11 protein-coding genes are annotated in these 12,988 nt (G+C 44.3%); 4 read left to right on the top strand and 7 right to left on the bottom strand.

What is annotated here, in order from left to right:
- The first annotated feature begins 41 nt into the window (after nt 1-41).
- Nucleotides 42-530, top strand: a complete 489-nt coding sequence (locus OCU90_RS01175; RefSeq protein WP_004733333.1) for an MgtC/SapB family protein — start codon at nt 42-44, stop codon at nt 528-530.
- 65 nt (nt 531-595) lie between these two features.
- Here the strand turns inward: OCU90_RS01175 and OCU90_RS01170 are convergent, their stop codons facing one another.
- From OCU90_RS01170 to OCU90_RS01150, 5 genes are all read right to left on the bottom strand, one after another.
- Entirely contained in the window at nt 596-2,074 is a 1,479-nt protein-coding gene (locus OCU90_RS01170; protein ID WP_061023857.1) for a sensor domain-containing diguanylate cyclase, read from the bottom strand.
- Between the two features lie 240 nt (nt 2,075-2,314).
- Nucleotides 2,315-2,872 carry a VC2662 family protein gene (locus tag OCU90_RS01165; RefSeq protein WP_004733330.1) on the bottom strand — a complete coding sequence of 186 codons (558 nt, stop codon included), beginning with the start codon at nt 2,870-2,872 and terminating at the stop codon, nt 2,315-2,317.
- Nucleotides 2,873-3,145: 273 nt separating this feature from the next.
- Nucleotides 3,146-4,792: a chaperonin GroEL gene (gene groL / locus OCU90_RS01160; RefSeq protein WP_017086888.1), complete on the bottom strand. Its 1,647-nt coding sequence runs from the start codon at nt 4,790-4,792 to the stop codon at nt 3,146-3,148.
- Nucleotides 4,793-4,843: 51 nt separating this feature from the next.
- On the bottom strand, nt 4,844-5,134 hold the full coding sequence (locus OCU90_RS01155; RefSeq protein ID WP_004733324.1) for a co-chaperone GroES: 291 nt from the start codon (nt 5,132-5,134) through the stop codon (nt 4,844-4,846).
- Nucleotides 5,135-5,468: 334 nt separating this feature from the next.
- Nucleotides 5,469-6,593 (bottom strand): LPS O-antigen chain length determinant protein WzzB, encoded by a 1,125-nt coding sequence (locus OCU90_RS01150; RefSeq protein WP_061023854.1) that lies wholly within the window; start codon nt 6,591-6,593, stop codon nt 5,469-5,471.
- Between the two features lie 156 nt (nt 6,594-6,749).
- Here OCU90_RS01150 and OCU90_RS01145 point away from each other — a divergent pair, with 156 nt between their 5' ends.
- Both OCU90_RS01145 and OCU90_RS01140 read left to right on the top strand, forming a co-directional pair.
- Entirely contained in the window at nt 6,750-8,093 is a 1,344-nt protein-coding gene (locus OCU90_RS01145) for an MATE family efflux transporter (protein WP_061023852.1), read from the top strand.
- Between the two features lie 351 nt (nt 8,094-8,444).
- Nucleotides 8,445-8,945, top strand: coding sequence for a methylated-DNA--[protein]-cysteine S-methyltransferase (locus OCU90_RS01140; protein WP_061023850.1), 501 nt, complete (start codon nt 8,445-8,447; stop codon nt 8,943-8,945).
- Nucleotides 8,946-9,038: 93 nt separating this feature from the next.
- On the opposite strand, the gene OCU90_RS01135 is transcribed toward OCU90_RS01140, so the two are convergent.
- On the bottom strand, nt 9,039-9,521 hold the full coding sequence (locus tag OCU90_RS01135) for a hypothetical protein (protein ID WP_099426145.1): 483 nt from the start codon (nt 9,519-9,521) through the stop codon (nt 9,039-9,041).
- A 403-nt stretch (nt 9,522-9,924) separates the two neighbouring features.
- Nucleotides 9,925-11,457 carry a 2,3-bisphosphoglycerate-independent phosphoglycerate mutase gene (gene gpmM / locus OCU90_RS01130; protein WP_061023849.1) on the bottom strand — a complete coding sequence of 511 codons (1,533 nt, stop codon included), beginning with the start codon at nt 11,455-11,457 and terminating at the stop codon, nt 9,925-9,927.
- Nucleotides 11,458-11,808: 351 nt separating this feature from the next.
- Here gpmM and wecA point away from each other — a divergent pair, with 351 nt between their 5' ends.
- Nucleotides 11,809-12,873, top strand: coding sequence for a UDP-N-acetylglucosamine--undecaprenyl-phosphate N-acetylglucosaminephosphotransferase (gene wecA, locus OCU90_RS01125; protein WP_061023891.1), 1,065 nt, complete (start codon nt 11,809-11,811; stop codon nt 12,871-12,873).
- The last annotated feature ends 115 nt before the right edge of the window (nt 12,874-12,988 follow it).

Here is a 12,988-nt window from a genome sequence, read left to right as displayed (position 1 = left end):
TAGCATACTCGGCTCTATTCTAAATTCTTAGGAGGGGTGATATGTCACAATTTATAGAACAAACTCTCAACCTTGCCCCCTTTAGCTGGGCAGGTCTTGCGGCATGTATGCTGTGTGGATCGTTGATAGGAATCGAAAGGCAAACACGCGGTAAACCCGTCGGAATCCGAACGTCGATTCTGATCATCAGTGGTACCTATTTCTTCCTCACCATGGCGATTAGCCTATCCCCCAACACGCTCGATCAAGCTCGTGTGCTCGGTCAGATCATTACGGGGGTTGGATTCCTTGGTGCAGGGGTCATGATGACATTGGATGGCAAGATTCATGGTGTGACTTCAGCTGCGATTATCTGGGTACTCGCTGCATTAGGGATGATGATTGCCTTAGGCCATCTCTCTCAGTCTGTCATCATCACGCTAATGGCATTGGTTATCCTGCTTGGTGTCGACAAAGTGGAAAATAGCTTCCAGAGCCTACGCCGTGGTGTGCATCAGAAGTGGATGAGAAAAGGCCGCGTGAAGAAGTAACCTCAACCTGAAACAGACATTAAAAAGGCCTAGTCACACGACTAGGCCTTTGTGTATCCAACTAATTAATACACCTGAATACACACCTGGTTCTTACCTGCAGCCTTGGCCTTATAGAGCTGCTCGTCCGAAGAACGAATACTCTGGTTTTCCCACAAGTGCCCGACACTGTCGAACTTATACAGAGAGTAGAGCGTCGCGCCACCAGACACTGAGATATTCACCTTGTCACCTGTTGGGCATCGATAACTCTGTAGGCTAATGTCGTTTTGAATTCGCTCAAAGATCGACGAAAGCAACTCAGAAGATTCACCCGTGATCGCGACAACAAACTCTTCACCACCAAACCGTGCCACGATATCTTGCTGCCTAACGCTGTTCAGCATCAACTGAGCAACATGGCAAATCACCTCGTCCCCCGTTTTGTGGCCATACTGATCATTAACCACTTTGAAATCATCGATATCAAACACACCAACACCAATAATCGGCTGTTCATCCTGAGCCAGTAATCGAGCTTCAAAGCCACGTCGATTCAGTAAGCCCGTTAATGGATCGCGCATTGCTAGGTCATTCAAACGCTGGTGTTCTTGTCTTGTATAAAAACGCCATAGCCATAAAACCGAGAGCAAATACAAAACCAACAGTATCGAAAGCTGAATCTTCTCCATCGCCAATACATGCAGAAAGTGTTCGATCTTATCTTCTTCAATACTCAGATATAGCTGGGTGTTAATGTCATCAACATACAGAGGCTTGGAGTAGGTAAAGTCCATAAACCCGTACTTGTTTGCGCCTCGAGTACTGGTGACTTTATAACCATGGGTAGGGTTCGATACGAGGTTAGAGACATAGCCATCGACACCCAATACCCCTTTAAACTCGCCATTAACGTAGATCCCTTTGGTTAAGGTCACCACTTTCTTACCTGTTAAGTAATCATCGTATTGGCCGGTATACACCACCTGATCTTGCCCCTGAGCTAAGCCAAAGCGAATCGTATTAATCCAATATGGTCGGCTATTTACGACAGAGTCAAACGTATCGCCTTTCATATATTGGGCAATATCGGAGGGGGAAGAGATAATAAACTTCTCTTTCGAAATGAAGTAAATCGCAGAGATGGTCTCTATGGTATTGGCAAAATAAGCCATGGTCGGCGCGATAAACAGGCGCTTCCCCGCCTCGGTATAAAGGTCCGATTTCGGGTCGCACATCTCACGAGGGCCAGAGAACATAAAGTCAAAGCGAGGGGCATGCTGCTCTTCACTGGTGAAATAGCACGTTTCATCTTCGATCTTTTTGTCATGCGAGAATACGTAGGTGTCACCATGCAGTGGGTAGAGCGCAGTGATGTTGTACTCTAGTGCATTAATGATCTGTGTGAGCTCCGCTAAAGAGCGTGTCACGCCTTGGTTTTCGATTCCATACTGTTTATCTGATTCTTCCGCTGAATCAACGAGCAACAAGCTCAAAACTACTAAAAAACTGGCGGTTAGACTTAAAAAAGCCTTTTTAAAATCGACGGTATGGGGATTAATCAAAGCATATAAATCATCGTTGGGAATTTATCGCACATTGTACTTATAAGTAAAAATACTGCAATAGGAAATATAAAACAGAATGCTTATTGAGTCATTTGAGATATGTGCGTTAGGAATGGAATGGAAAGCAATGACGCCTAAGCTCAAGGGCTTAGGCGTTAATAGGTTTAAACATTAAAAGCTTTAAGCCTTACTAAAAAAAGCAACTCGCCAATAGGGAGTTGAAAGGCTCACTACAATTTACTTAGCAAAGTTTACAATCGGGAAGCACGGGAAGAAACCGTTATCAGCACAATTGATCAAGCCAATTTGCACGCCTTCGATTTTGTTGGTTTTGTTGAAGATACCAACCTGAACCGTCGACACTTCTGAAAGGTTCGCAGCACCCACATCAACCATAGTGTTGCCTTCAGAGTAGTTTACGAAGCTCACGTTCGCGCCTTTCACATCATTAGTGATGTTCACTGCACCCAAGTTCAAACCTGTCGTTTTTCCTGGGTTCCAGTTGAATATACCCAAAGAAGCACCGGTCATTTCTTGGTTTACTTTATGCGCACCAAAAATACCCAGGTTCACACCCGTCGTGGTTTGTGTTTCTGACATACCCACAACCGCAAGGTCGACACCTTTAACGTCGTTCACTTGTCCGTGAAGCAAAGCCAAGCGTACACCACCAACCGCATCTGAATCCGGAGCATTGAAGCCGTTGATCGTTGAAAACATAACAGGCGAAGAAGCAAATGCCGCCGGTGCCATTACTGCTGCAGACACAGCAAGTACTGAAAGTAATTTTTTCATTGGGGAGTCTCCACTGACTTATTGTTGACTTGATTAATCCATTTTCAATCAAGCATTTATTATCCATTATTCAACAGCTATCCATGTTAGATCAATGTCATAACTGTACTGTTGAATATAAGACGCAAAATCATAAAGAGCAATGGAAAAGCAGATCAAAGGAAGATGCGGGATGCGAGTAAACGAGATGCGAAGAGCAAAAAAAACGGAGACCGAAGTCTCCGTTTTCTAAAGCTTATGTATGGCTTTCTCTGTTATGAGAAAGGGGGATGATTACATCATGCCGCCCATGCCACCCATACCGCCCATGCCACCCATATCAGGCATTGCAGGGCCAGAATCTTGTGGCTTATCAGTGATCATCGCTTCTGTTGTGATCATAAGACCAGCAACCGATGCTGCGAACTGAAGTGCAGAACGCGTTACCTTAGTTGGATCTAGGATACCCATAGCAATCATGTCGCCGTATTCGCCAGTAGCCGCGTTGTAACCGTAGTTACCTTCGCCAGCACGAACATTGTTAGCAACAACAGATTCTTCGTCGCCAGCATTGGTTGTGATTTGACGGATAGGCGCTTCCATTGCACGTAGTGCAACGCGGATACCTACGTTTTGCTCTTCGTTGTCGCCTTCAAGGCCAGCAACTTTAGATGCAGCGCGGATAAGTGCAACACCACCACCAGCAACCACACCTTCTTCAACAGCAGCGCGAGTTGCGTGAAGTGCATCTTCTACACGGTCTTTCTTCTCTTTCATCTCAACTTCAGTCGCAGCGCCAACTTTGATTACTGCAACGCCGCCAGCTAGCTTAGCTACACGCTCTTGAAGCTTCTCTTTGTCGTAGTCTGAAGTTGCATCTTCGATTTGTTGACGAATTTGAGAAACACGACCTTTGATCATGTCTTCATTACCCGCACCATCAATGATGGTTGAGTTTTCTTTAGTGATCGTAATGCGCTTAGCTTGACCTAGGTCTTCTAGCGTTACTTTTTCAAGGTCTAGGCCAATCTCTTCAGAGATAACCGTGCCGCCCGTTAGGATAGCGATGTCTTGCAGCATAGATTTACGACGGTCGCCGAAACCAGGTGCTTTAACAGCCGCTACTTTAACGATGCCACGCATGTTGTTCACAACAAGAGTTGCTAGCGCTTCGCCTTCTACATCTTCAGCGATGATAAGAAGTGGACGAGATGCCTTAGCAACCGCTTCTAGAGTCGGAAGAAGTTCACGGATGTTAGACACTTTCTTGTCGATAAGAAGAATGAACGGGCTATCTAGATCAACAGAACCGGCTTCTTGGTTGTTGATGAAGTAAGGAGATAGGTAACCGCGGTCGAATTGCATACCTTCAACTACGTCTAGCTCGTCTTGTAGAGCCTGACCTTCTTCAACCGTGATAACGCCATCACGACCTACTTTTTCCATCGCTTCAGCAATGATGTTACCTACTGTCGAATCAGAGTTCGCAGAGATAGTACCTACTTGAGCGATCGCTTTCGTGTCTGAACAAGGAACAGAAAGGTTCTTCAGCTCTTCAACAGCCGCGATAACCGCTTTGTCGATGCCGCGCTTAAGATCCATTGGGTTCATGCCAGCAGCAACGGCTTTTAGGCCTTCAGCAATAATAGACTGAGCCAATACTGTTGCTGTTGTTGTTCCGTCGCCCGCCGCGTCATTCGCTTGCGAAGCCACTTCTTTAACCATTTGTGCGCCCATGTTTTGGAACTTGTCTTCAAGTTCAATTTCACGTGCAACTGAAACACCATCTTTAGTGATCGTTGGTGCGCCAAATGATTTGTCTAGAACAACGTTACGGCCTTTAGGACCTAGCGTTACTTTTACGGCGTCAGCCAGAACGTTTACACCTTCTAGCATTTTAATACGTGCGTCGTTACCAAATTTAACGTCTTTAGCAGCCATCTTAATTTCCTTTAAAATTCTTTATTAAATCAGTTCAATGTGTGGCGCGGATTACTCAACGATCGCCATGATGTCGTTTTCAGACATGATCAGAACTTCTTTGCCGTCGATCTTTTCAGTTTTAGTGCCGTAGCCTTCAGAAAAGATAACAGTATCGCCAACTTTAACGTCCAATGGTTGTACTGAACCATTTTCTAAAATGCGGCCTTTGCCAACAGCTAGAATAGTACCGCGCGTTGATTTTTCAGCGGCAGAACCAGTTAGAACGATGCCACCAGCAGATTTAGATTCAACTTCTTGGCGCTCAACGATAACTCGGTCGTGTAGAGGACGGATATTCATCGGTCGGATCTCCTGATAATTTCCATTTAATTTGATAGTTGCCACGATTGGCATGGGGTTACCCAATATGTTGGGGCGATGTGGAAGAACCCAAGGGGGAAAAGATAAAAATTGTGATCTGAAAAGCAGATAAGAGCAGATGCGGGATGCGAGTAAACGAGATTCGAAGAGCTTAAGAGCAGAAAATCGACAAGACTAAAAGTAGACAGAGAATTTCGTCTTTACTTTTCGAGTCTTGCCATTCCAGAACTAAGGGGCGAAGTGTCTGAAATTTCAAATCACAGGCTGTGCAGAAAAAAGTGGCCAGTGGGAATCCACTGACCATTGAAGGAGGTTAATCTCTTTTTCTAAACGCAAAGCGTAATAACACAATTGCAACGCTCAAAATGCCACCAAACAAAGTACCAAGCATAACGATTAGAGCACGGTTTGGCTTGTCTCGAGCAATTGGCTGTTCAACATTTTCCAAAAATCGAAAAGTTTGAAATTCAACACTTCGGTCTATTTCAAGATTATTCAACATATCTAACTTCGCATTTATTTGTTGAAGGCGAGGCTCTATGACACTCAGATTCTTTACCGATTCCAAAGCTTGAACTTTTGCAGCTAAACCTTTGGAACCTAAATCTATACCAAACAATTCATTGTCATTACCTGTTTGGATAGGTTTTTCTACCCCTGCGGCTTGAGCTATACCCATTGCATACTTGGTTCTCTCACTTTCAACCAATAACTGATTTTTGGCCTGACTTTCGAGAATTCGTTGCTGCTGAATTAGTTCATTGCGTTTTCCATGAACAATGGCTTGTAAGTTGTTAAAAGCATCTTCATGAACTTTAGCTACAGTTTTATCTATATAAGATGTCAGTAAATCAAAACTACTTTCTTTCGTCATAGTTTGAAAACTAACTAAATAAGGGGAATTTCGATCATTTATATCAACACTAGATGTTGATATTCTACCAAACCACTGAGCATGAAGAGCTCTAGTGGCATCTTCAGTCATCTCTATTTCATTTGAAGACATTGTCTTTCTAAAGTCTTCAAACTCAGAACTATTCTCCAAAAAAGCACGCTTGTTGTTAGTTGAGTTCAAAGTATTAACGAAGCGTTTAAATAAAACTTCCGAATTAACCAACATATCTAGTTCTCGGCTTACCAAAACAGTACCATCATCTTGGTAAATATTAAAAACTGGTTGAAACTGTTTTACTTGCTGTTGGTATGCAGCGATGTCTTGAGGTTGTGCTTGCACTATCTTAGCTTTAGAGGACCACCACTCCTGAGATGATAAGGCAAAGCCAATACTACTGATAGCAAACAAAGCCGTCACCAATATGATGATTAATTTACCGTCCCACATCGCCTTAAAAAGCTCTCTAAGGTCAATTACATCATTTGAATTATATGCTAGTGGATTTTCTGGGGAGTTCGATTGCGGTTGACTCTGCTGCTTCACTATAAATCTCTCAAAACATCTGAATTAATAACGGCAGAATGCTATCACACCGTATGCTGTTAGTATTGTGTGATTTGTAAACTTTATGAAAGCGATCTTCAGACTACTCACAATTCACTGTATCCTATCCATATTCTAGTTCAATCGGCGTTTTACATGCAAGATAAGCATGGGCTTCTTACGGCCCCGATAGCACAGACTTTACGTACCATGACCATACCGACCATATTCGGTATGGTGGCGATCTTGATGTTTAACCTCGTCGATACTTTCTTTATCTCATTACTGGGTACACAAGCCCTTGCTGCGGTGAGCTTTACCTTCCCAATCACCTTTGCGATTAACTGCATCACCATGGGGATCGGCATCGGCCTTTCGACATGTATTGGGCGCTTACTCGGTCAAGGCTGCGCGCAAAACGCAGCAAGGTTTACCTGTCATGGATTATTACTCGCGCTACTTCTGGTCTGTTGCGCTTCCGCCGTTGGCATTATCTCACTCGAACCCCTATTTACTTTGTTGGGTGCCGAAGCGGAGTTACTGCCTCTGATCTCCGAGTACATGCTGATCTGGTATATCACCATTCCCCTATTAGTGATCCCAATGGCAGGCAACAGTGCCATTCGTGCCAGTGGCGATACCAAAACGCCCGCTAAAATCATGATGCTGGCAGGGTTAATCAACGGCGTTCTCGACCCTTTGCTCATTTTTGGATACGGCCCCTTTCCTGAATTAGGCATTCAAGGTGCTGCAATTGCCAGTGGTTTCAGTTGGTTTGGCGCTCTGTGTTGCTCGCTGTACATCTTGATTAAACGAGAAAAGCTTCTGGCTTTACCGAATATCAAAAACATCCTTAGCGATTGGCATCAAATACTGACCATCGGCACGCCTGCTGCGCTGTCCAATGCACTCAATCCATTAGCGGGTGCCATCATAATGATGATGTTGGCCAAACAAGGAACCGAAGCCGTTGCTGCTTATGGTGCTGCCCAGCGTATTGAATCCATTCTTATTATTGTGTTGATGTCTCTGACCTCTGCCCTTACGCCTTTTATGGCGCAGAACTTTGGCGCAAACAACCCTCAACGCAGCTTTAAGGCACTGTTTCTCAGTATGCGTTTTGCTGTGATGTTCCAAGGTTTGATTTTCTTAATGATGGTGCCGCTAAGCATTCCTTTGGCCGCCCTGTTTTCTCAAGAAGAATCCGTACGAGGCATTTTGTGGCATTACTTGTTGGTCGTCCCTTTTAGCTATGGATTCCAAGGCATTGTGATGATGCTGATCAGCGGCATGAATGCGATGCATCAACCACTCAAAGCCTTTCAATGGAGCTTCATGCGTTTGTTTGTGTTTACCTTGCCCTTTGCGTGGATAGGCAGCCAAATTGATGGTGTCGAAGGGTTGTTTATCGGTTTAGCCTTGGGGAACATCATGGGTGGTATTTCAGGGTATTGCTTTGCACTTCGTGTGAGAGCTAAAGCAGATGCGGGATTCGAGTAACCGAGATGCGAAAAGATATAAGAGCGTAAGAGCAGGTGCGAGATTCGGGTATCGAGATGCGAAAAGATTTAAGAGCAGATGAGAGATTCGGGTAACCGGGATGCGAAAAGATATAAGAGCAGATGCGAGATTCGAGTAATCGAGATACGAAAAGATATAAGAGCAGATGCGAGATTCGGGTAACCGGGATGCGAAAAGATATAAGAGCAGATGCGAGATTCGAGTAATCGAGATACGAAAAGATATAAGAGCAGATGCGAGATTCGGGTAACCGGGATGCGAAAAGATATAAGAGCAGATGCGAGATTCGAAGAGCTTAAGAGCAGAAAAAACTAAAAGAAGGAAGATGACATGGAAGACACCATTTACAAAATGTTCTATGACGCACCGATTGGCAAGATGATCATTGTGAGCAATGGTGTGTCGCTGATTGAAATTGACCATGTAAATCATGAAGAGCTAATGACTAGCAATCCAGATGACCTTTGCCAACTGGCGACGAAACAGTTAGATGAGTATTTTGCAGGAAAACGTACAAGCTTTGATTTGCCACTGCAGCCAAAAGGGACTGACTTTCAACTTAAAGCTTGGGTAGCTTTAACCACCATTCCTTATGGCGAAACCATCAGTTACGGTGAGCAAGCAAAGAGAATGGACAAACCAAAAGCCGTAAGGGCAGTCGGTGGTGCGAACGGCAAGAACCCATTTAGTATTGTTGTTCCCTGCCATAGAGTCATCGGTGCAAATGGCACATTAACGGGCTACACCGGTGGTATGAACCGCAAAGAATGGTTGTTGAGCTTTGAGTTAAAAATGGTAAACAGCGAGCTAAAAATGCTAAACAACGAGTAATAGTAAACAACGAGCTAAAAATCTCAAACAAACAGATAGCCGAATAAACCAAGATACGTGTTTAAATGCTCTTTAAATCTTCGCGACAGCCCTTTAAATCTTCGCAACAGCCATAGCGAAACGTTGTTTTTTCGCCACCCATAACCCACCAACGATAAGAAAAAAAAACAAAATATGCAGCCATAACTTTGGCCCGACATCGGTGTTCAGTGCAGATAACGAACTGATAGACGGAAACTGTTTTGTCGTCACGAATTTCACCACCCATTCATTGGCTGGCGTTGCAATAAGCGTGGTTATCCAACCCAATACGGCGATTTGGATGAGGTTAACGGAAAGCGATGAATTGAAGATAAAAATAAGATTCGAAAGAAAGGCATAACACAATGAAACGCCAACATGCACAACCCACGACAACACCAGTGCACTCGTTGGATCATAACCACCTAACGTCACGTACGCAGCAGCGTGTCGAGATGTCAGTGTCGACATACCAAACAAAGGCTGAATCAAGATAAAGGCAATACTAGCCATCACCCCGACAAAAAATGTCATGATAAGCGTCTTTTTATTCATATTTTTAACTTCCATTAGAGAAATAGAAAAACACTCCAAGTGTTTATCGTATTTATCTTCATCAAACCAAATCAACAATTGAACGATCGTTCAATTGTTGAAAATTTAGCACTAACAAAATAGATGTGCAAGGTTTTGTTTATTTGATAAACAATGAGGAAATGAATCCATTTCGCTTCGATGCTCATGCTTAGAATCAGACTCAAACTCATCAAGAGCGGATGTCGGCCATATTGGCTATAAAATAGAAGCAGGATGAAAGATAGGTAGACAGGTAAAGAGATAGACACTGGTTTTACTGGCTTGACATTGAGTCCAGAAAAATCACAAAAAAACGGCCACACTCGCGTGTAGCCGTTCTCGTATTCGATGAAAAATAAGTAGCTATTTATCTAAAAAACATCTACTTAACTAAAATATCACCTGACATTTCTGCTGGGATATCAACACCAGACAGAGAAAGCATTGTTGGTGCTAAATCAGACAGCTTGCCGCCTTCTTTGAACTCAACGTCTTTGCTGCCCACGTAGATAAGTGGAACAGGTAGGTTAGTGTGCGCCGTGTGGATGCCGCCCGTTTCTGGGTTTACCATCATTTCCGCGTTACCGTGGTCTGCAGTGATTAGCAGTTGGCCGTCGGCTTCTTTGATTGCTTCAACCACTTTACCCAGACATTCGTCTAGCGACTCTACCGCTTTAACTGCTGCATCGTAAACGCCAGTGTGGCCAACCATGTCACAGTTAGGGAAATTACACACGATAGCGTCGTATTTGCCGCCTTTGATCGCTGCAACAAGCTTTTCAGTAAGCTCTGGCGCGCTCATTTCTGGCTGTAAGTCGTACGTTGCTACTTTTGGAGAAGCAACAAGCTGACGCTCTTCGCCTTCAAACTCGTCTTCTTTACCGCCGTTGAAGAAGAACGTCACGTGCGCGTATTTCTCTGTTTCAGAGATACGTAGCTGCGTTTTGCCTTCTTTCGATAGCCATTCACCGTAAGTGTTCTCTAGAGAAGCCGGTGGGAATGCACATAGAAGTGGGATATCTGCTGCGTATTGAGTCAGCATCACGAAATCGATCGCTGGGAATACGTTACGCTCAAAACCGTCGAAGTTAGGCACGAACGCACGTGTGATTTCACGAGCACGGTCAGCACGGTAGTTCATGAAGATAACCGCATCGCCATCAACGATAGCTGCTGATTCTTCGCCTTCCGCTTTGATTTCAGTCGCTTTCACGAACTCATCGTTTTCATCACGAGCGTAAGCTGCTTCTAGGCCAGCTACCGCTGTATCAAACGTGAATTCACCTTTCGCTTCGGTAAGAAGGTCGTAAGATTCTTGAACGCGATCCCAGTTGTTATCACGGTCCATTGCGTAGTAACGACCAATAAGCGAAGCCACACGGCCTTTGCCCAGTTTAGCGAACAACTCTTGGAAACGCGCTAATGTGTTTTCTGCGCTACGTGGCGGCGTATCACGGCCGTCTAGGAATGCGTGTAGGTAGATTTTCTCTGCGCCACGCTCTGCTGCCATTTCAACAGCTGCGTAGATGTGGTCTTCATGAGAGTGGACGCCACCTGGAGACATAAGACCCATGATGTGCACGGCTTTGTCTGCTTTAACTGCTTTATCGACAGCATTCACTAGCGCTTCAGTTTGAGCGAACTCGCCGTCTGCGATTGATTTAGTAATACGCGTTAAATCTTGGTATACCACGCGACCCGCACCAATGTTGGTGTGACCCACTTCAGAGTTACCCATTTGGCCATCAGGTAGGCCTACATCTAAGCCAGAAGCCGAGATTAGCGTGTTAGGTTGGTTAGCAATAAGACCGTCTAATACAGGTGTATTAGCGTTCGCGATAGCGTTGTCTTGGTTGTCTTCACGGTAACCGTAACCGTCAAGGATCACTAGAGCCATTGGCTTCTTAGCTGACATAGGACTGACCTCGTTCAATTCAAAATAAATCGGTATAAAAACAAATTAGCGTAATTTTACTACAGTTTACAGTCAAAACTGTAGTGGAAGATCAAGAAAGGGCGCAGGTAGGAGGATCGGATGTGAAAAAAAATGTCATTTTGTGTTTAAGGCACCTACAAAGCTTAATCAATAATACTGGCCAAAACATCGTAGCCACCATTCTTAGTTAACATTAAATTACATACTAAAACCAAATGTCACACTCAAAAAACAACGAACAAAACATACTCAACTGAGTGTACACATTGATACTTTTAACGTAAGATGCACGCAATTAAACTTCATACAAAACACTGGCTAGAGTTAATCATGTTATTAGAGCTATCATTTGTTGGTTTCTTCTCCTTTTCCTCACTCTTTTTAATGCGAAAAGTAGCAAAAGTCATCGGCTTAGTAGATAAACCCAATGAAAGAAAGCTGCACAAGGGTGCGATCCCACTGGTAGGCGGTATCGCTATCAGCTTATCGATAGGCCAGTTTATCGTCACGCACCCCGATGTGATCCCCCATAGCCAGCTCTTTTTAGCCTCTATCGCCACGCTGATTTTTATCGGCGCTCTTGATGACAAATTCGATATCAGTTTCAAGATTCGCCTTGTGGTTCAAGCGATCCTCTCCATTTGCATGATGTATTTCGCCGATATCCGACTAGAGAACATTGGTAACCTCTTTGGAAGCGGAGAGCTGCATTTAGGGTTTCTTAGCCCTGTAGTCACGGTACTTGCTGTGATTGGTGCTATCAATGCGTTCAATATGGTCGATGGCATTGATGGCCTGTTAGGTGGCCTTGCTATTGTTACCTTTGCGGGTATCGCCATTTTGCTTAAAATCGACAGTCAACACGGCCTGGCTTACTTGTGTGCTGTATTCATTGCCGCGACTATTCCCTATATCTTAATGAATCTCGGTATTCTTGGACGAGAGCGTAGAGTTTTCATGGGTGATGCTGGCAGCATGATGATTGGCTTTACTGTGATTTGGTTACTGCTGGGCGCAAGCCAAGATCCATCAGAAGCTATGATGCGACCGATTACTGCATTATGGCTAATTGCTGTCCCGCTGATGGACATGGCTGCCATCATGTTCAGACGCGCACGACGCGGTGACTCCCCTTTCAAGCCCGACCGTGAACACCTACACCATATTTTCCAACGCCTTGGTTTTACATCGCGTCAAACGCTCGCCATCATTTGTGCGATCGCAAGTAGCTTTGCTGGCTTCGGTATCTACGGTGAATTCCTAGAGATCGCAGAATCGACCATGTTCATCCTGTTTATGATATGTTTTGCTTCATACACTGTAGCCATGAGCTATGTTTGGCGCATTACAAGCTGGATTAGAAGTTGGCGTAACCTTCCAGAAAAAGTGTACTAATGATTAGAAGTGTATTAATGGCTTAGGTTTTCAATTGAAGATGATTGAGAGCAAAAGCGCTCAAGTCTAAAACTTCTCAAGTTAAACGTAAAAAGGGCCCAACCTCATCTTGAGA

The sequence above is a fragment of the Vibrio splendidus genome (genome assembly GCF_024347615.1).
GTDB classification, from domain to species: Bacteria; Pseudomonadota; Gammaproteobacteria; order Enterobacterales; family Vibrionaceae; genus Vibrio; species Vibrio splendidus.
The sequence above is the reverse complement of the archived record's forward strand: the minus strand, read 5'-3'. Positions and strand labels throughout refer to the sequence as shown.